This window comes from Salinivibrio sp. IB872 (assembly GCF_001995345.1).
In the GTDB taxonomy this organism is placed as follows: domain Bacteria; phylum Pseudomonadota; class Gammaproteobacteria; order Enterobacterales; family Vibrionaceae; genus Salinivibrio; species Salinivibrio proteolyticus.
Genome location: NZ_MUFO01000001.1, coordinates 55423 through 79521 on the forward strand (window position 1 = coordinate 55423; position 24099 = coordinate 79521).

The 24099-nt window shown below is 49.6% G+C and carries 22 protein-coding genes; 15 read left to right on the plus strand and 7 right to left on the minus strand.

The genetic code is table 11. The features are described from left to right. Position 1 precedes the first annotated feature (1 nt). From BZJ18_RS00210 to BZJ18_RS00265, 12 genes are all read left to right on the plus strand, one after another. Positions 2-1177 carry an anticodon nuclease gene (locus tag BZJ18_RS00210; RefSeq protein WP_077454864.1) on the plus strand — a complete coding sequence of 392 codons (1176 nt, stop codon included), beginning with the start codon at positions 2-4 and terminating at the stop codon, positions 1175-1177. Then, positions 1170-1454 carry a winged helix-turn-helix transcriptional regulator gene (locus tag BZJ18_RS00215; protein ID WP_077454865.1) on the plus strand — a complete coding sequence of 95 codons (285 nt, stop codon included), beginning with the start codon at positions 1170-1172 and terminating at the stop codon, positions 1452-1454. Before BZJ18_RS00210 ends, BZJ18_RS00215 begins: the two co-directional genes overlap by 8 nt. Continuing rightward, positions 1451-4549: a type I restriction endonuclease subunit R gene (locus BZJ18_RS00220; RefSeq protein WP_077454866.1), complete on the plus strand. Its 3099-nt coding sequence runs from the start codon at positions 1451-1453 to the stop codon at positions 4547-4549. The genes BZJ18_RS00215 and BZJ18_RS00220 overlap by 4 nt, the downstream gene beginning before the upstream one ends. A gap of 285 nt (positions 4550-4834) precedes the next feature. After that, positions 4835-5365, plus strand: a complete 531-nt coding sequence (locus BZJ18_RS00225) for an REP-associated tyrosine transposase (RefSeq protein ID WP_077454867.1) — start codon at positions 4835-4837, stop codon at positions 5363-5365. A 262-nt stretch (positions 5366-5627) separates the two neighbouring features. Beyond that, on the plus strand, positions 5628-5852 hold the full coding sequence (locus BZJ18_RS00230) for a hypothetical protein (protein ID WP_077454868.1): 225 nt from the start codon (positions 5628-5630) through the stop codon (positions 5850-5852). Positions 5853-6146: 294 nt separating this feature from the next. Next, entirely contained in the window at positions 6147-7508 is a 1362-nt protein-coding gene (locus BZJ18_RS00235; protein WP_198532141.1) for a metal-dependent hydrolase family protein, read from the plus strand. A gap of 287 nt (positions 7509-7795) precedes the next feature. Next, positions 7796-8578 (plus strand): DUF3450 domain-containing protein, encoded by a 783-nt coding sequence (locus BZJ18_RS00240; protein WP_077454981.1) that lies wholly within the window; start codon positions 7796-7798, stop codon positions 8576-8578. Next, entirely contained in the window at positions 8575-9924 is a 1350-nt protein-coding gene (locus tag BZJ18_RS00245) for a MotA/TolQ/ExbB proton channel family protein (protein WP_077454869.1), read from the plus strand. The genes BZJ18_RS00240 and BZJ18_RS00245 overlap by 4 nt, the downstream gene beginning before the upstream one ends. Continuing rightward, positions 9924-10469: a MotA/TolQ/ExbB proton channel family protein gene (locus tag BZJ18_RS00250; protein WP_077454870.1), complete on the plus strand. Its 546-nt coding sequence runs from the start codon at positions 9924-9926 to the stop codon at positions 10467-10469. The genes BZJ18_RS00245 and BZJ18_RS00250 overlap by 1 nt, the downstream gene beginning before the upstream one ends. Next, the gene (locus tag BZJ18_RS00255) at positions 10469-10873 is read left to right on the plus strand and encodes an ExbD/TolR family protein (RefSeq protein WP_069586742.1); all 405 of its coding nucleotides are present in this window, start codon (positions 10469-10471) and stop codon (positions 10871-10873) included. The genes BZJ18_RS00250 and BZJ18_RS00255 overlap by 1 nt, the downstream gene beginning before the upstream one ends. Then, complete coding sequence (locus tag BZJ18_RS00260; protein WP_077454871.1) at positions 10873-11499, plus strand: energy transducer TonB; 627 nt, start codon at positions 10873-10875, stop codon at positions 11497-11499. The genes BZJ18_RS00255 and BZJ18_RS00260 overlap by 1 nt, the downstream gene beginning before the upstream one ends. Further along, on the plus strand, positions 11499-12671 hold the full coding sequence (locus tag BZJ18_RS00265; RefSeq protein WP_077454872.1) for a tetratricopeptide repeat protein: 1173 nt from the start codon (positions 11499-11501) through the stop codon (positions 12669-12671). Before BZJ18_RS00260 ends, BZJ18_RS00265 begins: the two co-directional genes overlap by 1 nt. Before the next feature lie 138 nt (positions 12672-12809). On the opposite strand, the gene cspE is transcribed toward BZJ18_RS00265, so the two are convergent. Further along, complete coding sequence (gene cspE / locus BZJ18_RS00270; protein WP_069586739.1) at positions 12810-13022, minus strand: transcription antiterminator/RNA stability regulator CspE; 213 nt, start codon at positions 13020-13022, stop codon at positions 12810-12812. A 205-nt stretch (positions 13023-13227) separates the two neighbouring features. Further along, positions 13228-13704: a redox-sensitive transcriptional activator SoxR gene (gene soxR, locus BZJ18_RS00275; protein WP_077454873.1), complete on the minus strand. Its 477-nt coding sequence runs from the start codon at positions 13702-13704 to the stop codon at positions 13228-13230. A gap of 97 nt (positions 13705-13801) precedes the next feature. On the opposite strand from soxR, the gene BZJ18_RS00280 reads away from it, so the two are divergent. Then, positions 13802-13990, plus strand: a complete 189-nt coding sequence (locus tag BZJ18_RS00280) for a hypothetical protein (RefSeq protein WP_069586737.1) — start codon at positions 13802-13804, stop codon at positions 13988-13990. Positions 13991-14081: 91 nt separating this feature from the next. Here the strand turns inward: BZJ18_RS00280 and tkt are convergent, their stop codons facing one another. The 3 genes from tkt to BZJ18_RS00295 all read right to left on the minus strand — a co-directional run bounded on the left by tkt (position 14082) and on the right by BZJ18_RS00295 (position 18309). After that, on the minus strand, positions 14082-16076 hold the full coding sequence (gene tkt / locus BZJ18_RS00285) for a transketolase (RefSeq protein ID WP_077454874.1): 1995 nt from the start codon (positions 16074-16076) through the stop codon (positions 14082-14084). An 83-nt stretch (positions 16077-16159) separates the two neighbouring features. Further along, positions 16160-17110, minus strand: a complete 951-nt coding sequence (gene tal / locus BZJ18_RS00290; protein ID WP_069586735.1) for a transaldolase — start codon at positions 17108-17110, stop codon at positions 16160-16162. A gap of 182 nt (positions 17111-17292) precedes the next feature. Further along, positions 17293-18309 (minus strand): sugar-binding transcriptional regulator, encoded by a 1017-nt coding sequence (locus BZJ18_RS00295; protein ID WP_443216490.1) that lies wholly within the window; start codon positions 18307-18309, stop codon positions 17293-17295. Positions 18310-18595: 286 nt separating this feature from the next. On the opposite strand from BZJ18_RS00295, the gene BZJ18_RS00300 reads away from it, so the two are divergent. Further along, positions 18596-21172: an EAL domain-containing protein gene (locus BZJ18_RS00300; protein ID WP_077454876.1), complete on the plus strand. Its 2577-nt coding sequence runs from the start codon at positions 18596-18598 to the stop codon at positions 21170-21172. Between the two features lie 49 nt (positions 21173-21221). Here the strand turns inward: BZJ18_RS00300 and BZJ18_RS00305 are convergent, their stop codons facing one another. Continuing rightward, a complete protein-coding gene (locus BZJ18_RS00305) occupies positions 21222-22334 on the minus strand; it encodes an anhydro-N-acetylmuramic acid kinase (protein ID WP_077454877.1) in 1113 nt (370 codons plus the stop codon). A gap of 314 nt (positions 22335-22648) precedes the next feature. On the opposite strand from BZJ18_RS00305, the gene nagZ reads away from it, so the two are divergent. After that, a complete protein-coding gene (nagZ, locus tag BZJ18_RS00310) occupies positions 22649-23653 on the plus strand; it encodes a beta-N-acetylhexosaminidase (RefSeq protein ID WP_077454878.1) in 1005 nt (334 codons plus the stop codon). Positions 23654-23853: 200 nt separating this feature from the next. Here the strand turns inward: nagZ and BZJ18_RS17220 are convergent, their stop codons facing one another. After that, entirely contained in the window at positions 23854-24030 is a 177-nt protein-coding gene (locus tag BZJ18_RS17220; RefSeq protein ID WP_157893189.1) for a hypothetical protein, read from the minus strand. Between the last annotated feature and the right edge of the window lie 69 nt (positions 24031-24099).

Genomic DNA, 24099 nt, shown 5'->3' on the forward strand with positions numbered 1-24099 from the left:
TATGAGCAAGACGTTAAAGGAGATTGCTGAGCATTTAAATGCGCCAAGAAAGGTGAAGAATAAGAAGACCACTGAAGTCGAAGTGGTCAGGCAAGTGCCGAAAGTACAGCTAATTTACGCCTTCAACGGTATGGGGAAAACCCGCCTTTCTCGTGAGTTTAAGCAACTGGTTGCACCGAAAGGTAATGGCGATGATGACGAAGCCATTTCGTCACGGGATAAAATCCTCTACTACAACGCATTCACCGAGGATCTCTTTTACTGGGATAACGATTTAGAAGAGGATGCTGCCCCAAAGCTGAAAATTCAGCCGAATACCTATACCGAGTGGGTGCTCACCTTGCTGAAAGACCTTGGGCAAGATGCAAATATCGTTAAGTACTTTCAACATTTCGCCAACGATAAGTTAACCCCGCAATTCAGTGAAGACTATGCCGAAGTCACCTTTACTCTGGAACGAGGTGACGATAAAGGCACAGAGCCCCTGAAAATATCCAAGGGGGAAGAAAGTAACTTTATCTGGAGTGTTTTCTATACGCTGCTGGATCAGGTGATTACTATTCTCAACGTAGCAGAGCCAGAGAATCGTGAGACTGGGCAATTTGATCAGTTGGAGTACGTGTTTATTGATGACCCAGTGAGTTCATTGGACGAAAATCATCTGATCGAACTGGCCGTTAATCTGGCAGGACTGATCAAGGCCAGCAAGTCTAATTTAAAGTTCATTATCACTACCCACAGCCCGCTTTTTTATAACGTAATCTACAACGAGCTAAACGGTAAAGCCTGTTATCTGTTGGAGCGGTTTGAAGATGGCACCTTTGCACTGCTGGATAAGCACGGCGATTCTAATAAGAGCTTCTCTTATCACTTGTATTTGAAGCAGACCCTGGAAAAAGCCATCGCTGAAAACACCGTACAGAAGTACCACTTCACGCTATTGCGCAACTTGTACGAAAAGACCGCGAGTTTTCTGGGTTATCCAAAATGGTCAGAACTCTTGCCCGATGACAAGCAGGCGTACTTAAACCGTATTATTCAGTTTACCAGCCATTCCACATTGTCGAATGAAGTCGTCACCGAACCCAGTGGGCCGGAAAAAAAGATGGTAGGCTTGCTACTGAACCACTTGGTTAGCAATTACGGCTTTTGGCAGCAGGAAGAACAAAATGGTTGATTACTCGTTCCCACGCAGGAGCGTGGGAACGAGAGCAAATGTCCCTGTACATGCCCCTGTAAATGATATTGATGCGGTGGATATTCAAGGCTTGAAGACGCCGGAGGCCATCATCGCCCTGCTAGCGGCCGATAACACGCTCACGCGGCCGCAGCTGGCCGAGCGGATCGGCAAAGACATTCGCACCATTGGTCGCGCCTTGGCCAAGTTACAGCAAGCGCAAAGGATTAAACGGGTCGGCTCTGATAAAGCCGGCCATTGGGAGGTTCAATCGTGACACATTACAACACCATCGCCGAAGCTAATCACTTTATTGTATTAAGCAAATATGAAAAGGCGGGCCAGATAGCAGAAAGCTATCAGAGTGAAGACGCGCTAGAGCGCGAGCTCATTCAAGATCTTGTCAATCAAGGCTATGAATTCGTACCAGCATTAACTCGTCCAGACGCCATGCTCGCCAATGTGCGCGTGCAGCTGCAAACCTTGAACAATGTCACCTTTTCAGACGCTGAATGGCAGCGTTTTGTCGAAACCTATTTAGATAAGCCAAGCGACAACATTGTCGAGAAAACCCGTAAGATTCACGACGATTATATTCACGACTTCGTGTTTGATGATGGCCGTATTCAAAATATCTATCTGGTTGATAAAAAGCGCATTGCGCGAAATAAAGTTCAGGTCATCAAGCAGTTTGAGCAAACCGGCAGCCATGCCAATCGCTATGATGTCACTGTGCTGGTAAATGGCCTGCCGCTGGTACAAATCGAGCTAAAAAAACGCGGAGTCGCTATTCGCGAAGCCTTTAATCAGGTGCATCGCTACAGCAAAGAGAGCTTCAACAGTGATAACTCGCTGTATAAGTATTTACAGCTGTTCGTGATTTCCAATGGTACAGACACACGCTATTTTGCCAACACGGTGAAGCGCAATAAAAACAGCTTTGACTTCACCATGAACTGGGCGCAAGCCGATAATACCCTGATTAAAGATCTGAAAGACTTTACGGCTACCTTTTTCCAAAAACACGCATTGTTGAATGTGCTACTGCACTATTCAGTGTTTGATATCGACAATACCTTACTGGTGATGCGCCCCTATCAAATTGCCGCCACTGAGCGCATTTTGTGGAAAGTAAAAAGCTCATATGAAGCAAAAACTTGGGGCACGTCTGAAAGCGGTGGTTACATATGGCATACCACGGGGTCGGGAAAAACCTTAACCAGCTTTAAGGCGGCACGGCTTGCCACAGAGCTGGACTTTATCGATAAGGTGTTCTTTGTGGTAGATCGTAAAGATCTTGATTACCAGACCATGAAAGAATACCAGCGATTCTCACCGGACAGTGTGAATGGCTCTGACAGCACTGCTGGCCTTAAACGTAATCTGGATAAAGATGATAACAAGATCATCGTTACCACTATCCAAAAGCTCAACAACCTCATGAAAAGTGAAGGCAAGTTGCCTGTTTACAATCAGCAGGTTGTGTTTATTTTTGATGAATGCCACCGCAGCCAGTTTGGTGAAGCGCAAAAAAATTTGCAGAAAAAATTCAAGCGTTTTTACCAATTTGGTTTTACCGGCACACCGATTTTTCCGCAAAACGCTTTGGGCGCTGAAACCACCGCCAGCGTGTTTGGCCGTGAGCTGCACTCTTATGTCATCACTGATGCGATTCGGGATGAAAAAGTGCTCAAATTCAAGGTGGACTACAACGACGTCCGGCCAAAATTTAAGGCCATAGAAACCGAGCAGGATGAGAAAAAGCTCAATGCAGCAGAGAATAAACAAGCCCTGCAGCACCCAGAGCGTATACGCGAGATTTCACAATATATTTTGCAACACTACCGGCAAAAGACACATCGCTTGAATGGTAACAACCAAGGGTTTAATGCCATGTTTGCGGTGAGCAGTGTCGAGGCGGCTAAGCTCTACTACGAAACACTGAATGCGTTGCAAAAAGACAGTGATCGACCATTAAAGATCGCGACAATTTTTTCGTATGCCGCCAATGAAGAGCAGGATGCGGTTGGTGAGATCTTAGACGAAAGCTTTGATGTATCGGCTATGAACTCGAGTGCCAAGGAGTTTTTAAGCGCCGCAATTGCAGATTACAACGGGTACTTTAAAACCACATACAGCGTCGATAGCAATGGCTTTCAAAACTATTACCGCGATCTCGCGAAACGGGTAAAAGCAAAAGAGATCGACCTGATTATTGTGGTCGGCATGTTCCTGACCGGTTTTGATGCGCCAACACTCAATACTTTGTTTGTGGATAAAAACTTGCGCTATCACGGTTTAATGCAGGCATTTTCACGCACTAATCGAATTTACGATGCCACTAAAGCGTTCGGTAATATCGTCACTTTCCGAGACCTAGAAAAAGCGACCGTCGATGCCATCACCCTATTTGGTGATAAAAACACCAAAAATGTGGTGCTGGAAAAAAGCTATCAGGAATACATGGAAGGCTTTACCGACGTGATCACCGGTAAAGCTAAACGCGGCTTTATGGAGGTGGTCTCCGATTTGGAGCAAAACTTCCCCGATCCGGCTGACATTGAAACAGAGAAAGAGAAAAAAGCCTTCGCTAAAGTATTTGGTGAGTACTTGCGGGTCGAGAATTTGCTACAAAACTATGATGAATTTTCGAGCCTAAAAGCGCTGCAAAGTGTGGACACCAGTGATCCTGAAGCGGTCGAAGCGTTTAAGAGCGAGCATCATGTGGATGACGAGAAGCTGGCCGAGATGCAGACCATTCGCTTGCCGTCAGATCGTAAGTTGCAAGACTACCGCTCAGCCTACAATGACATTCGCGACTGGCAACGCCGCGAAAAAGCCGCACAAAATCAATCCGAGTCAACCCTTGACTGGGATGATGTGGAGTTTGAGGTGGATTTGCTCAAGTCGCAAGAAATCAATCTCGATTACATTCTTGAGCTGATTTTTGAGCACAATAAAAAGACTAAAAGCAAAGCCGATTTGGTGGATGAAGTGCGCCGGGTGATCCGCGCCAGTATCGGCAACCGTGCTAAGGAAAGCTTGGTGGTGGACTTTATTAATCAGACCGATCTCGATCAGCTGGGTGAGAAAGCCAGCGTGATTGAAGCTTTCTTTAGCTTTGCACAAGCGGAGCAAATGCGTGAGGCGCAAGCACTGATTGAGGAAGAAAACCTTAAATCCGAAGAGGCAAAGCGCTACATCACGACCTCACTCAAACGCGAATACGCCAGCGAGCAAGGTACGGAACTTAACAGCCTATTGCCTAAGATGAGCCCGTTAAACCCACAATACCTGACCAAAAAACAAACCGTCCTGCAGAAGATTGCTGCGTTTGTCGATAAGTTTAAAGGCGTTGGCGGAAAAGTATGATAGCTAGGAGATAACTTTGATATGCGTTCCCACGCAGGAGCGTGGGAACGAGAGGTGAAGCAGCTCACTGGCGTTATTCGAGTGCCAGAGATTACATGGGAGCGTCGGGACTGCTGGAGATTTGTCGCAAGTGTTAGCGAGGTATGCATTCCCACGCGGGAGCGTGGGAACGAGAGGTGAAGCAGCACACTGGTGTTATTCGAGTGCCAGAGATTACATGGGCACGACGGGGCTGCTGGCGGTTTGTCGTGAGTGGTAGCAAGGAATGCATATGGAGTTTTAACTATGGGGAGAAGCCGCTACAAAATCACCGAGCCTCACTTACCGCACTTCGTGACGTTAACCGTACTGCACTGGATCCCGGTATTCACGCGCCCGGACACCGTTAATATCTTGCTAGATGCTTTGCGTTTTTTAAGCAGAGACGGCCTTAACGTTTATGCTTGGGTGGTGCTAGAAAACCACTGTCATTTAGTGCTGCAAAGTCAGGCATTGGATCATGATATTGCTCGACTTAAATCATGGACGGCGAAAAATCTGATTCAATACCTTGCTGAGCGCAACGTGAAGCAAATACTGGATCAACTGGCGTTTTATAAAAAAGCCCACAAAGGTGATCGCGCTTATCAGTTTTGGCAGGAGGGTGTGCATCCTGAATTGATACAAAGCGATGCCATGATGTGGCAGAAAATCGACTACATTCATCAAAATCCGGTGAAACGAGGCTATGTTGATGAAGCTGCACACTGGCGTTATTCGAGTGCCAGAGATTACGAGGGAGCGTCGGGGCTGCTGGCGGTTTGTCGCAAGTGGTAGCAAGGCAAGGTATGGATTCCCACGCAGGAGCGTGGGAACGAGAGATAATTAGTTAGAAAAGCATTTCTTTAGGTAGCCGCAGTATGTATTCCCACTCGAGAGCGTAGGAATGAGTTATGTGTTGATACGCACTTTATCTATCCTGAGCTATGTTAAGAAGGTAATACGTGTTCGTCGTTACTATAGAGTGGCTCGATATTCATTCCTAGACGTCTGAATGGGAGTGAATAATACTCTCTAAACTCATGCGCTAGGAGGAATCATGCCAACACCAACCCCCGATTTTGGTCTACCGGATGACTTTGACCAATACCTCGACAAACTGATGGAGTCCAATGGCACCGATCCGGCTCTGGGCGAAGAGCTTCGTAATGCGATCATTAAAAGCTGTCGAGAAGTGAATGATAAATTATCCGAGTCGTTCTCAGATTTATCGAAAACCGGCTTTGAGCCAGAGGACGAGGCGAACAGCGAGGACGATGATTAACTTATTCCAGAATAAAGTAAACCCCTCACAGTAACGTCTAGGCGCTGGTTTTGTCACTCTTTCCCACGCAGGAGCGTGGGAACGAGAATATGCAATGGGCCGTAGAGCGTGCCACAGCAACACCAACAAAATTGCGATAACTCTCTAAAAATTTGGGCTTTTTGGTATGGTTGGCTAATTTAATAGACAGTGCGGTCAGAACCTCATTGTCCTTTGGTTTCTTCAATGAGCGAGGAGCAGGCGCTGTGGGCAGGGTTTGAGTCGCTTTTTGTTAATGAATACAAGGAGTGTGGGATGGAGAGGTTGATGCGATGGATGACGTTCGTTGTGGGCGGCTTGTTGTTGGTGGCCTCTGTGATGGCGCAGTTGGCGCCGCATCCACAAAGTGTGTTGTTTGAAAATGTGCGTATTTTCGATGGTCAATCTGCTCAGCTTTCTACCCCCAAACATGTTTTAGTTGAGGGAAACAAGATCACACGGATTTCGAGTCAGCCGATTGACGTGGTGCCGTCATTGAACGCTGTAGTGATCCAAGGTGAGGGACGCACGCTGATGCCGGGGCTGATTGATGCACATTGGCATGCGATGTTGGCGACTGTTTCCGTCCCACAACTGCTTACCGCAGACGTCGGCTATATCAATCTTCGGGCCGCACAAGAAGCTGAACGCACGCTAATGCGAGGCTTTACCAGTGTACGTGATCTTAGTGGGCCGGTATTTGGTCTGAAAAAAGCCATTGACGAGGGTATAGTCGCTGGACCGCGCATTTGGCCCTCCGGTGCAATGATTTTGCAAACGGGCGGACATGGTGATTTTAGGATGCGTTATGAGGTGCCTGCTGCGAACAATGCCGAGCTGAGCCGAGGTGAATCGCTCAATGGTGGTGTGATAGCGGATGGCGTGGCGGAAGTAAGAAAGCGTGTTCGCGAGCAACTGATGTTAGGCGCCTCGCAAATCAAACTCGCAGCGGGGGGAGGCGTCTCCTCTGCGTATGATCCGATTGATGTGGCGCAATACTCGGAAGAAGAATTCCGTGCCGCGGTAGATGCGGCAGATAACTGGGGCACCTATGTGACGGTACATGCCTACACGCCCAAAGCGATTCAAACTGCGATCAACGCGGGTGTGAAAGTGATTGAACATGGACAGCTCATGGATGAAGCAACTGCACAATTAATGGCGGAAAAAGGCGTATGGCTGAGCGGCCAAGCCTTCCTTGCTAACGAGTACTCGAATCCGACGCAAGGAGAGGCGAAAGTAAAACAGCAACAGGTCGCCCAAGGCACCGACAACGCCTTTAAGCTTGCCAAGCAATATGGCCTTAAGGTGGCTTGGGGCACCGATATTTTATTCAATCCTGCCATGACCAAAAACCAGGGCGCGATATTAACCACGATGACAAAGTGGTACACACCGGCTGAAGTGTTATCGATGGCAACGTCTGGGAATGCAGCCTTGCTTGCGCTGTCTGGCAAGCGGAGTCCATATCAAGGGAAATTAGGGGTGATAGAAGAGGATGCTATCGCCGATATACTGCTTGTTGAGGGTAATCCGCTGGAAAATCTTGACCTGATTGCCGAGCCTGATGCGCACTTCGTTGTGATCATGAAAAACGGCAAAATCTATAAAAACACCTCGGAAACAACAGGGTATTGATAGCCAATGAGTGCACGCGATTGTTAGAGTGGCAATGGCGTGCGCTGTTGTCTTTGAGCTTAATCGGCCAAGTGCAGAGTTAGGCCAACACTCAGTTGGTCGCTATCTGCTTGATGTGTTTTTAGTTTTTATTGTCACTTCTTCTTTACTGATAAGCCGCAATATTCTCCGCTCCCTATGCTGCTAGGCTAGATCTTTGCCGCCAAACTCGGTACATTACACGCAAATAGAAACTATTCTCACTTTTGTTTATGGCGGAAGCCATATCACCAAGCATGTTTGTAGATATCACCATGATAAAATCGTCTTCATTTCGGCTCGTGCTGGGCGTTGCGTCCTGTTTGGCGTTTACGCCAGCGGTGAGTGCAGATCAGCTCGAAAAGGCGCAAGCCATCGAGGGTAAAACCACCCAAGAAGCGGCACAGTCGCAATCACGCATTAATCGCCGCGCCGATGCCAGTTTGGCTATGCGTCAAGAAATTGAGCAAATTCAAACTCAGATCAGTAATTTAGAAATCTACCGCGATCACCTACAAAACTTGGTGAGCAACCAACAGGTAGAAGCACAAAGCCTTCGCGATCAAATCATCGAGATCAAGGAGACGCGCCAAGGCATTGTGCCTTTGATGTACCGCATGCTCGACGGATTGGAACAGTGGATTGCTAAAGACATGCCACTGAAAGCGGAGCAGCGACAAGCACGCCTAGAAAAACTTCAAGCGATGATGGGTCGCGCCGATGTGGCGGATTCGGAGAAGTTTCGTCGTATTCTCGAGGCCTATCAAATTGAGCGTGACTATGGCACTAAGCTAGATGCTTACCAAGACACCATTGCGCTGGATGGTCGGGCACATCAAGTGGATGTGCTGCATCTTGGTCGCGTGTCGCTGGTGGCCCGTAGCCTTGATGGCAAGCAGCATTGGGTCTGGAGCACGCGAGATAAGCAGTGGGTATCCTTGGATGCGAGTGCGGGCGAAGCCGCGGATAAAGCCTTCGCGGTTGCACAAAAACAAGTGGCGCCGTCGTTGTTATCTCTGCCTTTAAGTGCCAACCAAGGGGTAAAATCATGAGCTGGAAAACCCTGATTGCTGCAGCCTGTTTTATGGCTGTCGCGCCTTTGACCCATGCTGACGATCTTGTGGGTCAAACCCAACAAGCGCAGCAGCAAGCCCGTGAACACAACCAAGCGCGTGAAGCGGAGTTCGCGATGACGGAGCGGGAGCTGCGCGCCAAACTGAATCAGTTGAAAGCGACCCGTAATGCGCTTGAGGCGGAAACCGAAAAACTCAGTGACACCTTTAGTGACAACGAGCAACAACTGGCGTCGTTGGAAGATAAACTTCGCTTAGAATCGGGCAGTTTGGGAGAGCTATTTGGCGTGGTGCGTCAAGCGAGCAAAACCATTCAAACCGACAGCGCTTCCAGCTATGTAGGCATCACGCAGCCGACCTTTAATCAAACCGTTTCAGAGATCGTTGCCGCCGATACATTGCCGTCACTCAAACAGCTAAATACCTTGTGGCAAGGGATGCTCACCCAAATGCAAACCAGCGGCGAACTGCAAGCGTTAACGTTGCCGGTTGTGGATGCGCAAGGCGTGTCGTCTGAGCAGTCGGTGGTGCGCATCGGTAACCTTGGGCTGATTAGCCCGCAGGGCTATTTGAACTGGCAGTCGGACAGGAAGGTGGCGATCCCGTATCGTGCGCAACCTGATAATACCCTGACTACATCCAAGCTCGAGCAAGCGATCACCTCGGTGGGTGAGCCTGTGCTGGTTGATCCGTCGCGCGGTTTTCTCCTCAGTCAATTGGAGAAAGCGCCAAGCCTGGCGGATCGCTTTAACCAAGGCGGTTTTGTGGCCAAAGTGATTGCGGCGTTGTTGGCTGTTGGTCTGTTAATTGCGCTCTATCGTGGCGCGGTCCTTTTGTCTATTCATGCCAAAATGCATCGTCAGCTGAAACATCCAGAGTCACCAGAGGATAACCCACTTGGCCGTGTACTCAAGGTGTATCATGATGCGCCACAACGCGATGTTGAATCGCTGGAGTTACGTTTGCTGGAAGCGGTTGTCGATGAGCAGCAAGGCTGTGAAAAAGGCCTCTCTATGTTGAAACTACTGGCAGCACTGGCGCCAATGCTGGGTCTGTTAGGAACAGTGACGGGGATGATCGAAACTTTCCAAGTGATTACCCAGTTTGGTAATGGCGACCCGAAAGTGATGGCAGGCGGTATTTCGATGGCTCTCGTGACCACGGTACTCGGCTTGATCGCGGCGATCCCACTGCTTCTTGCGCATAATATTTTGAGCGGGCAGGCCGATCACATTCGCGGCATGTTGGAAAAACAAAGTATTAGCCTTGTTGCAGAACAAGCCGAGCAACCAGCGAATACGGCGGCCACTGGACAAGCAGCATGATGGATGTAGAGCTACTTTCCCAATTCAATCACCAAGATATTTGGTTTATCTTGCGCCATTTTATGGCGCAAGGTGGGCCTGTGCTATGGTGGCTGGGTCTGGTAGTGCTGTTTTGCTGGGTGTTGGTGATCGAACGTTTGTTGTACTTATACTCACGGTTTCCGGTACAACGGCAAGCGTGGGTATCGGCTTGGCAAGCACGCACGGATCATCATTCGTGGTATGCACGCGCTATTCGTCAAGGGTGGCTATTTGAAGCGCAGCATGAACTGGGGCGCTACCTCAGTTTAATTAAAGCGCTGGTGGCCATTTGCCCGATGTTGGGCCTGTTGGGCACAGTCACTGGAATGATCTCGGTATTTGATGTGATGGCCAGCCAGGGGAYCAGCGAGCCACGCTTGATGGCATCGGGGATCTCGATGGCTACGCTGCCGACCATGGCTGGTATGGTGGCGGCCCTTGCCGGCATGTTTGCCCATGCCCGTCTAGTTAAAGCCTGTCAGCGCCGAGAAGTTGCGCTTGAACAGGCGCTTCGGAGTCAGTAATGCGATTGATTCGACCTCATAAGCAGCGCGAAGAAGCGCAAATCGATTTAACCTCCATGTTGGACATTGTGTTCATCATGTTGATCTTTTTTATCGTCACTAGCTCGTTTGTGCGCGAATCCGGGGTGGAAGTGAACCGTCCCGAGGCGAGCCATGCAACCAGCCAAAAAGATGCCGGTATCTTTGTCGCAGTGACCGCATCGAACGAAATCTATATTGATAAGCGTTTGGTGGATGTAGAGCGTGTCGAAGCGACGTTAGAGCATGTGCTGTTGGATAAGCCGGATGCGTCCCTTGTGATTCAAGCCGATGAACTGGCGTACAATGGTACCGTCGTAAAAGTGATGGACGCCGCCAAGGGAGCAGGGATCGCGAGTATTGCCTTGGCTACGGAGTCGCCATAATGAAGCGATGGCTGATTTCAATGCCGGTCGCGCTGGTATTCACGTTAGGCTTATTTATGCTGATGGCTCTGATGGTGGGTCACAGTACCCAGCGCCCGCAAGAAACGTCGACCTCGATGAGCATCGATATTTTTATGCAGGAGCCAGACACCGATGTGCAGCGTCGTCAGCGCACGGTGCCAGAGCGGCCGAAACCACCGGAAATGCCAGATACGCCGACGCCGGTGACACAAACACAATCGACAGCTTCCGCTCAGCCGGATATGCCAACGCTGAATTTGCAGACCAACATTCAAGGCGTCATGGTGCAAGCTCCCTCACTGGGTGATTTAAGCGTCATGCAGGGGCCGAATAATCAGCAGGCTATGCCGCTATTTCGGGTGGAACCCAATTATCCACCACGGGCCATGCGTCGTGGTTTAGAAGGATATGTAGTGGTGCGTTTTACCATTAGTCCTTCCGGTCGACCGCAAGATTTGAGTGTGGTTGAAGCAAATCCGCCCCGTGTGTTTGAACGTGAAGCACTGCGAGCGCTGCGTAAATGGAAGTACGAGCCCAAAGTGGTGAATGGAGAAGCCGTGGCGCAGCCGGGTCAGCAGATCAAATTGGAGTTTAACTTACGCTAATGTTGAAACGACTTATCTTTACCTTGGCATTGATGTTTGCGCTGCCCGCCGCGGCGCAGTTGTCACCCTCGGTTGCCTTATCGATTGAAAAGGCACAAGCGTTAGAGCAAGCGTCTAAGTTGGGCGAAGCCATTGCGCTACTCAACAAGCTGAATGTGAAACGTGATTTTGACAAAGCTTTTGTTGACCGTGCGCTGGGGGTTTTCTACTGGCAATATGGCAACAATGATAAAGCGATTGTTCATATCAAGCGCGCGGTAGATAGCGAGCAATTGCAAGATGCGCAAGCGTGGCAAACTAAGCGGATGTTAGCCGATTTACTGCTGATTGATGGCCAATACGCGGCGGCATTGCAATATTATTATCCGCTCGCCCGTTCGGTACCTAAAGAGAAATCCGAGCAGGCCGAAGATGTGTGGCTGCGTATCATGCAAGCGCATTATCAACGCGAGCAATGGCAGAAAGTGTTGGCTGCGTATCCGGACTATGAGCGCGCCATGAATAACACGGCCACCGTGTCGGCGCTATCACTCAAGCTTGGGGCGCAATTGCAATTGGAGCAATGGCGCGGGGCGACCCCCACTTTAAAAGCCTTGATTGCCCTTGAGCCAGATAATAAACAGTGGTGGCGTCAATTGGCGGCCAACTATGTGCGCTTAGAACAGCCGAAAAATGCGATTAGCACCTATTTACTTGCCAAGCGCAAAGGGATAGCCCTAGAGCCGAGTGAGCAACGGACAGTGGCACAGCTTTACGCCAATGTCGGTGTTCCTGAGCGCGCAGCCAAGTGGCTGAAGGGGTTGCCTGAGAGCGAGCAAGATGCGCAAACACTTGCTCAGCAAGCCAGCCTTTGGCAACAAGCGCGTGAATGGCCTCAAGCCATTTCAGCTTGGCAACTAGCAGCTAAGAAAGAGAGCCAATATCACTGGCAGCTGGCGTTGATGCAAATTCAGCAGGGTGATTATCAGCAAGCACTCACTTCGCTAGACAGAGCGGGAAAAGGGGCTTCTAAGAAGGATATTGCGCTAGCGAAAGTACAAGCGTATTACAAGTTGAATCAGTTTGACCATGCCCTTGAGCAAGCTAAAGTCGCGCAACGTATTTCGCCGGATGACGCAGTAGAAAGCTGGTTAACCTTTTTGAAAAAACGCCAGAAGATGCAACAAAGCTAATCAAGGTTAATTGATATCAAAGTTAAAGAAGGCCCCACAACAAGTGCTTGTGGGGCCTTTTTTATTATCGCGAGTGTCTGATCGACAGGCACAAAAAAGGGCGCCAACGGCGCCCTACATTCAGTCAGACAAGGTTTCTTATGCAACAGAAACGTTAGATGCCTGTGGGCCTTTTTGGCCTTGCTCAACGGTAAAGTTTACACGTTGGCCTTCGGTAAGGGTTTTAAAGCCTTCACCAACAATCGCGCGGAAGTGTACAAACACGTCTTTTTCGCCGCTGTCTTGAGTGATGAAACCAAAACCTTTCTCTTCGTTAAACCACTTTACGATACCAGTTGATTGATTAGACATAATCATTCTCTCTTAAATTAAAATAAATAGGGTAGCTTTGAACGGAGTCGATGAAATGTCTAAAAGCGAAAGTGGGTAACGTTAGAAACTCTATAATATTGATAATAGCGTAGCTTATGTCGACTTTTACTTGATGAATCATTGATGCTCCATGTTCCAGAGCTGTGACCACCATACAGCAATCCCAGTTCATGTAAAGCGTTTATTACTTATTTTGTCCCCAGTGTTTTAAAAGATCAGACACATTGGTTTTTGGGTGGTTGAGCACGTTGTCATCTTTCGTGGCTTCGCCCACCACGTCATTGGGATTATAGAGCGCACATGATTTCATAGAGAGGCAGCCGCAGCCGATGCAGCCACTGAGGCGTGACTGTAGCTGTTGAAGCCGCGCAATTTGGTCGTTCAGGGTCTGATCCCAGTGCTCTGCCATTTTACGCCATTGCGCTTGAGTGGGAGCTTGGTGTGAAGGAAGCTCACTGAGTGCTTTGCCAATCGCATCCAGTGACAGGCCAACATTTTGCGCCGCTTTGATCACGGCAAGGCGACGCAGCACTGCACGGTCGTAACGACGTTGGTTACCCGCGTTGCGTTGGCTCACAATCAGCCCCTTTTGCTCGTAAAAATGCAGGGTAGAGACCTTTACCCCCGCACGCTTAGCCACTTGCCCGACACTCATGGTCATTTTTTGCTCCCGTTGCTGTGATTTTCATTTACCTCAATATAACTTGAGGTTTTATGATGGCGAGTATGTTGAAAAAACAATGAGAGGAAAGTCACTGATGGCAATTACGAAACAAGGTTTTACCGTCACTGTGATGAAGGTTGTCACTATCACGGTTGGCATTACGCGAGCCGATAAAATGTTGAACGTTTGTTCAATGGATCAGCTATCTGAATATCTTCGCCACGATCTCGGTGTGAGGTCTGCGTATCACCCTCGTCCATCAGCCAGTCGCTTTCTTTACTGACTTTACTGAACCGTGGCGAAAGGACATAAAAAAGGCCAGTCTAAGACTGGCCTTTGTGCGCGTTAGCGTGCTAATCGCTGGCTATAAGGAACTAGGCGAGTAGTTCGTTAGCGGTTTCTACAACGTTTTCAACGGTGAAACCAAACATCTTAAATAGCTCACCAGCCGGTGCTGATTCACCAAAAGACGTCATGCCAATGATACGACCGTCTAGACCCACGTACTTGTACCAATAGTCGGCAATGCCGGCTTCGATCGCGATACGCGCTGTCACGTCTGATGGCAATACAGATTCGCGATAGGCTGCATCTTGCTTGTCAAACAGATCCGTGCTTGGCATGGAAACCACACGCACTTGCTTGCCTGACTCACTCAGTTGTGCCGCCGCATCAACGGCTAGCTCAACCTCAGAGCCAGTTGCAATCAAGATAAGCTCTGGCTTGCCCGCGCAATCTTTCAGGATGTAGCCACCTTTGGCAATGTTAGCAAGCTGTGCATCATCACGATCTTGTTGGGCAAGGCCTTGGCGCGAGAAGATCAACGCGCTTGGGCCGTCTTTACGCTCAACAGCTGCCTTCCAAGCAACGGCTGATTCTACCTGATCACATGGACGCCAAGTGCTCATGTTTGGTGTCTGGCGCAGGTTAGCCATTTGCTCGACCGGCTGGTGAGTTGGACCGTCTTCGCCCAAGCCGATGGAATCGTGGGTATAAACCTGAATGTTTTGCACCTTCATCAGGGCCGCCATACGCATCGCGTTACGCGCGTATTCCATGAACATCAAGAAGGTTGCGCCGTAAGGTACAAAGCCGCCATGCAACGCAATACCGTTAATGATGGCGGTCATACCGAACTCACGTACACCGTAGTGTAGGTAGTTACCACTGGCGTCGTCAGCAGTAATGGCTTTTGAACCAGACCACATGGTGAGGTTTGATGGCGCCAGATCCGCCGAACCGCCAAGCAGTTCAGGGAGCAGTTTGCCGAAGGCTTCCAGTACGTTTTGCGACGCTTTACGTGAGGCAATTTTCGCTGGGTTAGCCTGTAGATCTTTGATGAGCTTTTGGGTTTCGCTATCCCAGTTTGAAGGCAGGTCACCGTTCATACGACGCGTAAATTCCGCCGCGAGTTCTGGATACTGCGCCTGATAGGCAGCGAATTTTTCGTTCCATGCTGCTTCTTTGGCCGCACCGGCTTCTTTGGCGTCCCACTGTACATAAATATCTTGTGGGATCTCAAACGGACCGTGCTCCCAACCAAGGAATTCGCGTGCCGCTTTGATTTCGTCTTCGCCTAGCGGTGCGCCGTGGCAGTCATGGCTACCGGCTTTGTTTGGCGAACCGTAACCAATGGTGGTTTTGGTACAAATAAGCGTTGGTTTGCCGGTTTCAGCTTTTGCCGCTTCGATAGCTGCTTGAATCGCAGCAGGATCGTGGCCGTCGACCGCTGGGATAACCTGCCAGCCGTAAGACTCAAAACGTTTTGGCGTATCGTCAGAGAACCAGCCTTCAACGTGACCGTCGATTGAGATGCCGTTGTCATCCCAAAACGCAATCAATTTACCTAGGCCCAAGGTACCGGCTAGCGAGCAGGCTTCGTGAGAAATACCTTCCATCAGGCAGCCATCACCAAGGAACGCGTAAGTGTGATGATCGACAATATCATGGCCGTCACGGTTGAATTGAGCAGCCAGTGCTTTCTCAGCCACGGCCATACCGACGGCGTTAGTAATACCTTGGCCAAGCGGACCGGTTGTGGTCTCGATGCCAGGGGCATAACCGTACTCTGGGTGACCTGGTGTTTTTGAGTGCAATTGACGGAATTGCTTCAGATCGTCAATGGCAAGATCATAACCCGTAAGGTGCAGCAGTGAGTAAATCAGCATTGAGCCGTGGCCGTTTGATAGCACAAAGCGATCGCGGTTTGCCCAGTCTGGATTTTGTGGGTTGTGGTTCATGTGGTCGCGCCACAAAACCTCGGCGATATCAGCCATACCCATTGGGGCACCTGGGTGTCCCGAGTTAGCTTGTTGAACTCCGTCCATCGCAAGGGCGCGAATGGCGTTGGCTAGCATTTTGCGTTCCATGTGTATACCTACAGATTGAACAGGTTGAATACGGTATCGACGTTAATCATAAAAGCGGCCTAAGCCGCTTTTATTGTGTTAAATCACAGTTGCTCGCGAATCATGGCTTCGAGCTTGCCTTGGTCAACCGCGAAATTGCGGATGCCTTCAGCCAGTTTTTCAACGGCCATCGCGTCTTGGTTATGTTCCCACATAAACTCAGCATGGGTCATACGCGCTGGGCGCTGCTCTGTGGCGCCAGTGTCTTGCAATTTCACTGGCACGTCACCTTCTGCGTCACTAAGCTCTTGCAGCAGTTGTGGGCTGATGGTTAGACGGTCACAGCCTGCCAGCTCCAAGATTTCGCCGGTGTTACGGAAGCTTGCACCCATGACCACAGTATTGTAGCCATGCGACTTGTAATAGTTGTAGATGGTGGTGACGGATTTCACGCCTGGGTCTTCTGCTGGTGTGAAATCACGGCCTTCTTTCGCTTTGTACCAGTCCATGATGCGACCAACGAATGGTGAGATCAAGTAAACACCAGCTTCGGCACAGGCGCGCGCTTGCGCGAACGAGAAGAGTAGCGTCAGGTTACAGTTGATCCCTTCTTTTTCTAGGATCTCTGCGGCGCGAATACCTTCCCACGTTGAGGCGAGTTTGATCAAGATACGGTCGTTGCTGATCCCTGCCTCGTTGTACATGCTGATCAGTTTGCGTGCTTTCGCCACACTGGCGTCAGTGTCGTAAGATAAGCGTGCATCCACTTCGGTTGAAATACGGCCAGGGATAGCATTGAGGATTTCTTTACCGATATTGACCGCAAGACGGTCACACGTGTCTGCCACTTGTTGATCAGCGTCGTTGCTGTGTGATTTGGCGTAAGCAATCGCTTCTTCGATGAGCGGCGCATATTCTTTGATTTGCGCCGCTTTCAGGATCAGCGACGGGTTTGTCGTTGCATCTTGTGGTTGGTACTTTTTGATCGCTTCGATGTCACCAGTGTCAGCGACAACGGTGGTCAGGGCACGGAGTTGGTCCAGTTTGTTGCTCATCTTCACTCACCTTTTCTGCGTGATAGGCTCAGACGCCACGTTTGCGGGTTAGCGCCTGCTCTGAATATGAACAGATGCAACGCGCCTGAGCAAATGATGTGACGATCTTTGTGTTTTTCACATCGATTGTCAATTGTATTGCGAAATAAACCCGCGATACATCTCACTTCTTTGTGTGTGGTTTACTCTGGCTGTTGAAATGTGATCTGTTTCTCGTTTGGTGCCGGCTCTGACATATTCAATAGCGCCATGGCGCAACTGGCACTGGTTGCTAACACGTCAATGACACCTGTACGCAGTGCACCTAAGATGGACAACGCTTTGCGGCTCTCGCTTGCCATAGCAATCACATTAGGAATGCGCGCCAAATCTGGCATAGCTAGACCCACTACACGGCCTCGCATCAGATTATCGGTCGGTTGACCGTCCATGCGGAAAAAATCAAAGCCGCCGATGTCACCGACAATACCATCGTTAACCCGTGCTTCTACAAATTCGCGAGCGCTAAAACAGCCAAGTTTTACCATGTGGCTATTTTCATCCATATCGCCAATTCCCACCAGCGCAAACTCTGCTTTTCTGGCTTGGTTCAAGGTTTCACTGATGTTGGGGTGAGAAACAAAGACTTGTTGAATGGTTTCGTTGTCGACGTAGGCAGGGGCGTAGAGGGTTTCGCTGCTACCACCAAACTTTTTGGCGAGACGTCGACAAATATGGTCAGCGTTAAATGCATCTCCACTGCGGTGCGTCCCACCAATGGCGCAGACAAAGCGTGCTTGACGATGAGATACCACACCTGGGTGATCTGCGACTGCCGCGACATTTTGTCCTTGACCAACCGCGACCACCATACCGTCGTTCAGGTTGGCATCCAAGTAAGCTGAGACGAGTGTCGCCACCTGCATACGTTGCTCTTGGGCACTGGGTTGATCGAGAGAGATAAGTGCGCGCTTTAAATTAAACCTGTCCATTAAACGCTGCTCAAGCTGCGCACTATGAACGGGGTGAAACTTTACTGTGATTTCGACGATCCCTTCTTCTCGTGCCCGTCGCAGCAATCGACTGACCTTGGGACGACTTATTTTGTACTTACGCGCGATCTCTTCTTGTGTAGCGCTTTGTTGGTAGTAAAGAATGGCGATTTCAGTCAATAAATCGGTGTCTTCTTGCAACGCGTCTGGTGTGGTTGGCATCGTCATCATGGGTGTACTCATTGGCTAGTGGGATGTGTCAGCCCTGAATGGAATTGATTGCAGTATAGCGTCGAACATTATCATGAACAAATGTTCAAAGATACGTTAAGTGTTCACTTGTTGTGGGTTAACGAGGCAACAAAGATGAGATCTGTGTTTGAAAAATTAGCCATATCTATCTAGTTTTACAAATAATCGCCTTGAAAGTTATTCACAGTGTCGGAAAAACCAAGACAGACAGGCAGAGTTGGACTGGTCTGCTGGGTCAATCACGATAAAAATTGGAGTGAAGATGCTAATGCAGGCTCTGCAATCGCGACAGGCACTCATCTGGACCACTATTGCGCTCTCCGTTGCTTTTGTGGCGTCTGTTTTTTATGGCATCGCTAACCTGACCCGTGTCTTACAGCTCAATGATCCCTTGCTCGATGTGGAGTACCGTTACTTTATTGACGAGACCAACGAATTGTCACTCAATTACGTGATTGATCACGCGCCGTTTGCCACCGTACAAAACCCTGAAGCAATCCCCTGGAAGCTCGAATATCAGACATTTTGGATACAAGTGGAGTTTGACTATAAAGGGTTAACTGAGCGTCATCTCCATATTCTGACCGATAATACGACGATTGATTACTTGGATGCGTATCACCTGGTTGATGGCGATCAGATCGTGACTAAGTATGAGGGAGGCGATGTTACTCAATCGCGATTAGCCAATATGTCTCTCCCTGCCTCAGTACCGGTCACGCTCCTGCCCGATAAAGCGAATACGTTGCTAATCAAAGTGACGTCGAGTGATATGCCAACCATGCCGTTATGGGTGATGTCACATCAAGCGTACGATCAACTCGCTAAAGCGATTCATCTTCTGTGGGGTGGCTTTATCACCTTTATGCTATTAGTCACCCTTTATAGTGTCGGGGTGTATGTGTATAGCCGGCAGCGTGTGTATTTGATTTATGTGTTGAACACACTGATGGCGACAGTGGTGATCAGTGCCAATCATGGTTTTAGTCGCTATTTTTTACCGGAGTGGGCCCAGCGTTTTGTCAGTAACCATATTTTGGCATTCGCTGTATGCTTGCTGACCATTGCGCTGTGGTTCACCTACTTCTTCCTCGATTTTGAGCGCAGTCGAGACTACCAACGTGTCCGTTCCATGTTCTTGATGGCGACAGGTGCTTTAGCTGGCTTGGCGCTGCTTACATTTATCACTCCACCGTATATTTCCGCGTCGTTAGTGTTACTGTCTCAAGTGCCCATTTACGGATTGGTCATCTACTTTTTAATCAAACAGTGGCAACCGGGTAAATTCTGGTTGCTGTTATTTGGGTTGTCGTGGCTACCTGCAATGGTGGGTGGGCTAGCATTTTATGCGCTGATGCTCGGGTACAGTGAATATACCGTAATGAGCCGTTATGCGTTGATGCTCTCCATGGGGCTCACCATGATGTTGTTTTCGGTTGCCTTAGCCGAGCGTTTCCGGTACCAGCGAATGAACGCTATGGATGCACTGACTCATGATACGTTGAGCGGTTTGCCCAATACCAACGTGATTCACATCGCGATTAATGATCTCATCGATCTCAATATCAGCTTCAACCTGTGTTGTGTAACCGTTGACAACTACAATAATCTATTGCCCTACCTTGATGAAGATACGCGCAAGTCGTATATCAATACGATCGTTGATCGAATTCTAGAAGCCTTGGATGTTGAGCAGATTTATCAGATTGATACGGAATCAGATATACCTTATCAACGACTAGGGTGCCTCAAAGAGGGAATATTTACCTTCTTGATTGAGGAGGAAGATTTAGAGACATGTAACCATATTTTAGAGTCCGTCATTGAGGGACTTAACGGTGAACTTGCTATCGGGTCTTTTATTACCCACATCAATGCGCGAATCGGCGTGTGTCACTATCCGTCTGATGGAGCGCACCCTAGCCTGTTGATAAACCGCGCCATGCAAGCACTGCAGCAACATCGTTCCGTGCTCGGAGGATATACCCACTTTAACAACCACGAACACAAGTATCACGAGCTTCATGTTTCGTTAGTAGCAGATCTGCGTGAGGCAATTGAAAACGATGGGCTGGAACTCTATCACCAGCCTCAAATTGATTTACGAACAGGCTCCATTCATGGTTCTGAAGTGCTCGCACGCTGGATGCATCCACGCTTTGGACAGATTTCCCCCGATGTTTTTGTGCGTATGGCTGAGGATGTGGGTATTATCAACAACTTGACTCTATGGGTGATTCGACGTGCTTTCCAACAGCAGCAACAGTTAATTGCTAGCGGTCACTGTCGGCGCCTGTCCATCAATATCAGTGCGTCCGACATTTATATCCCGAACTTAGCGGCGCGAGTGGTTGATCTGGCAAGCCAATACGATGTACCAACGAATCTGGTTTCTCTTGAACTGACCGAATCGGTGATGGTTGAAGACTACGATTGGCTGAAGCGCTTGATCAGTGAGCTGTCGGAAAGTGGTATTGAGGTATCGATTGATGACTACGGCACCGGCTATTCATCGCTGTATTTTCTCTCACAGCTGCCATTTACTGAGTTGAAAATTGACCGTAGCTTTGTACGCAATTTACCCCAAAGTGGTCGCCATCAAAGCATTGTACGTGCGACGACGGATATGGCACGCTCACTTGGGGTCATGGTGGTTGCTGAAGGGGTGGAGTGTGAAGAAGCGGAAGCGCTATTGCGACGCTATGGCGTGGACGTTGGCCAAGGCTTTTACTACTCGCGCCCCTTACCGTTCAATCAGTATCAGGCTTACGTTCAGCGTATGGACAACGTCCAACCTGTCACGATTTTACGGCAAGGTCGCTTAAGCTCATCCGGATAACCGCATACAACTGGAAAAGTTGTACTCTTCTATTTTCTTCATGCCCTCCCTAGAAGGGCAAATAAATGGCACCCAAACAGCAGGCCTGACTAGCACCGGTGACAGCGGGCACGTTGCCCGGCTGATTATAGAGGGTTTGGCGGGCTAACCATGCAAACGCGATGGCTTCCATGTCGTCGCAACTGATCCCCACGTCATCTGAACGCGCAATATGCCACTGAGGCAGCGCCGCCTGCAGTGCTGCCATCAACGTTTGGTTGTGTGCGCCGCCACCACAGATAAACACGCGACCTTGCTCATGAGGTTGTATCGCCATGGCAATGCTTTGTGCCGTCAGTTCAAGTAGTGTGGCTTGCACCTGTGACGGAGAGAGTGAAAACGCCAGTAAGTGGCGATCCAGCCAGTCAAGGTTGAAGTATTCTCGCCCGGTGCTTTTTGGCGCGGGGCGTGAAAAATAAGGGTCAGAGAGCAAACGCTGTAGTAATGGCTGGTAGGCGGAGCAGCTGGCTGCCCATGCGCCATCTTTATCATACGCCTGATGTTTGTGACGCTGTATCCATGCATCCATCAGCATATTCCCCGGCCCCGTGTCATAACCGTATAAGGGTTGGTCGGGACATATCATGGAGACATTGGCAATACCGCCAATATTGACCACTGCGGTTGGCTGCTTGGCATCGGAAAATAAATCGTTATGGAATGCGGGTACGAGTGGCGCGCCTTGGCCGCCAAATGCCATATCTTTGCGGCGAAAGTCGGCAACCGTGGTAATGCCTGTTCGCGCTGCGATCACATTGGCGTCACCCAGTTGCATGGTAAACGGATAATCACCACTGGGTTGGTGATACACAGTTTGTCCGTGACAACCGATTGCAGCAACATGCTTGGGGCGTAAGCTTGCGCTTTCTAGCAAGGTATTGATGGCATGGGCATAGCACTCGCCGAGACGGCGATCTAACTGCCCAATCGCAGTGATCGCTATAGGGTGGCCGCGACTTAAACTAATCACGGTTGCTTTAATTTCTTGCGGCATGGGCTCACTGTGGCGCGCAATGGGCTCAACGTGCCCAGCTTGTGTAAAGCGTACTGCCACGACATCAATGTTATCTAAACTGGTGCCAGACATCACACCGATGTATATATCTGCTGCGGGTTGAGGCATGTGTGTTCCTTATCAATGCACAAATTGCGCAACCACTGGGCGTTATTACCACCCTGCGCGGACAGATGAGGGGAGCCCTAATAGGGAGCTGTTTAGTTGAATACCCCTTCCATGGCACGAGTATAAACAGATTGCGAATCTAGGCAAAGTGCTTGATTATTCTGTTGTGATAGTGGCTGCCAGCGTGGCATACGCACGGTATCAATACGTCACAAGGTTTTCAGTTGCCAAGCAAGTCACGTACTCATAAGGCCTTGGCACTAGTATAACGTGCCGGCGTGGCAGTCGGCTGACAATGGGATGAAGGAGATATGATGGGGCCAGTATGGTTGGATGTTCACGCAGAGCGTATCGACAATGAGGAAAAAGAGATCTTAGCTCATCCCAGTGTGGGCGGTGTCATTCTGTTTGCACGCAATTATCATGACAGTGAGCAACTGCAGGCGCTCACTGCAGAGATCCGTGCAGCAGCGGGGCGCGATATTCTAATTGGTGTCGATCAAGAAGGGGGGCGTGTACAGCGTTTTAAAGCGCCGTTCACACGTATTCCAGCGGCACAGTCTTATGGGGCTCTTAAGGCGGATGCTAGTGTTGCCGAGCAAGCCGGCTGGTTGATGGCCGCCGAGCTTATCGCGCATGGGATTGATTTAAGCTTTGCACCAGTGTTGGACTTAGGATTTGCTTGCGCAGCGATTAAAGATCGGGCTTTTGGTGACAATCCCGCGGAAGCTATTCGTTATGCACGTGCCTTCACCCAAGGCATGCGCGCGGTGGGAATGGCAAGTACGGGCAAGCATTTTCCGGGTCACGGAGGGGTACAGGAAGACTCTCATCTGGTGACGCCGCATGATCCGCGTGAGATGTTGCACTCGTCGGATTTCGCCATCTTCAAAGCGTTTATCGAGGAAGGGTTACTGGATGCCATGATGCCGGCTCATGTGGTGTATCCGCATCATGATGGGCAGCCTGCTAGTGCATCCGCGTTCTGGTTGACCCATATCTTGCGCCAGCAGCTGGGCTTTAAAGGACTGATTTTTTCTGATGATCTCAGTATGGGTGGGGCACATGTATTAGGCGATGCACCGGCTCGCGCCTGCGCAGCCTTGGAAGCAGGCTGTGATATGGTGTTGGTCTGTAATGACCGAGATAGCGTGGTTGCCGTTCTCGATACCTTGCCCATCACAGATGTCCCTGCGGCCAGCCAATTGCGTGTAGCAAAAACGATTGATTGGACAGATTTGCAGCTTGATACGCGTTGGAAGTCTGCCAGAACCCAGGTTACTGCTCATCAGGCCAAGTGGGAGGCGGCAACAGCGTAATACATATTACTTAGTACGCCATTGATAGCCTTTGTGGCTTGCTGTACACAAAAGGGCAACGCCGGAAGACGTTGCCCTTTTACTTATATTCTATTTAGCTGTGCGTGTGCTATCTCGCTATGCGCCTGAACCCGTTTTGTTGCCGTTGGGCGGTGTGGCCACCGTGTCATGCAATCTGTTAGGGGGCTAGCGACTGTTTGTCAACGGTCATCTCCGAAAAAGCCATCATCGTGTTGTTGACGGCGCGACTTGTTCTGTTGACGTTTCTTACCTTTTTTACCGCGTGGTGCCTCGTCATCAAAATAGTCGTGGTGTCGGGACTTGAACTTCTCTTTGTGTTGAGAGCCATGTTTTAACCATTGATCCCACTGTGCCATGGTGGTGCTTTCCTAACGCTAATGTATTTACGTGGCTGTGTTTGCAGCCGGATATTCAGGCAACGCGCG

Excerpts from the sequence above, each read along its gene's own strand:
- BZJ18_RS00210 (WP_077454864.1), top strand. The coding sequence starts at position 2 with ATGAGCAAGACGTTAAAGGAGATTGCTGAGCATTTAAATGCGCCAAGA.
- BZJ18_RS00215 (WP_077454865.1), top strand. The coding sequence starts at position 1,170 with ATGGTTGATTACTCGTTCCCACGCAGGAGCGTGGGAACGAGAGCAAAT.
- BZJ18_RS00225 (WP_077454867.1), top strand. The coding sequence starts at position 4,835 with ATGGGGAGAAGCCGCTACAAAATCACCGAGCCTCACTTACCGCACTTC.
- BZJ18_RS00230 (WP_077454868.1), top strand. The coding sequence starts at position 5,628 with ATGCCAACACCAACCCCCGATTTTGGTCTACCGGATGACTTTGACCAA.
- BZJ18_RS00235 (WP_198532141.1), top strand. The coding sequence starts at position 6,147 with ATGGAGAGGTTGATGCGATGGATGACGTTCGTTGTGGGCGGCTTGTTG.
- BZJ18_RS00245 (WP_077454869.1), top strand. The coding sequence starts at position 8,575 with ATGAGCTGGAAAACCCTGATTGCTGCAGCCTGTTTTATGGCTGTCGCG.
- BZJ18_RS00255 (WP_069586742.1), top strand. The coding sequence starts at position 10,469 with ATGCGATTGATTCGACCTCATAAGCAGCGCGAAGAAGCGCAAATCGAT.
- BZJ18_RS00260 (WP_077454871.1), top strand. The coding sequence starts at position 10,873 with ATGAAGCGATGGCTGATTTCAATGCCGGTCGCGCTGGTATTCACGTTA.
- BZJ18_RS00265 (WP_077454872.1), top strand. The coding sequence starts at position 11,499 with ATGTTGAAACGACTTATCTTTACCTTGGCATTGATGTTTGCGCTGCCC.
- cspE (WP_069586739.1), bottom strand. The coding sequence starts at position 13,022 with ATGTCTAATCAATCAACTGGTATCGTAAAGTGGTTTAACGAAGAGAAA.
- soxR (WP_077454873.1), bottom strand. The coding sequence starts at position 13,704 with ATGACCATGAGTGTCGGGCAAGTGGCTAAGCGTGCGGGGGTAAAGGTC.
- BZJ18_RS00280 (WP_069586737.1), top strand. The coding sequence starts at position 13,802 with ATGGCAATTACGAAACAAGGTTTTACCGTCACTGTGATGAAGGTTGTC.
- tkt (WP_077454874.1), bottom strand. The coding sequence starts at position 16,076 with ATGGAACGCAAAATGCTAGCCAACGCCATTCGCGCCCTTGCGATGGAC.
- tal (WP_069586735.1), bottom strand. The coding sequence starts at position 17,110 with ATGAGCAACAAACTGGACCAACTCCGTGCCCTGACCACCGTTGTCGCT.
- BZJ18_RS00295 (WP_443216490.1), bottom strand. The coding sequence starts at position 18,309 with ATGACGATGCCAACCACACCAGACGCGTTGCAAGAAGACACCGATTTA.
- BZJ18_RS00300 (WP_077454876.1), top strand. The coding sequence starts at position 18,596 with ATGCTAATGCAGGCTCTGCAATCGCGACAGGCACTCATCTGGACCACT.
- BZJ18_RS00305 (WP_077454877.1), bottom strand. The coding sequence starts at position 22,334 with ATGCCTCAACCCGCAGCAGATATATACATCGGTGTGATGTCTGGCACC.
- nagZ (WP_077454878.1), top strand. The coding sequence starts at position 22,649 with ATGGGGCCAGTATGGTTGGATGTTCACGCAGAGCGTATCGACAATGAG.
- BZJ18_RS17220 (WP_157893189.1), bottom strand. The coding sequence starts at position 24,030 with ATGGCACAGTGGGATCAATGGTTAAAACATGGCTCTCAACACAAAGAG.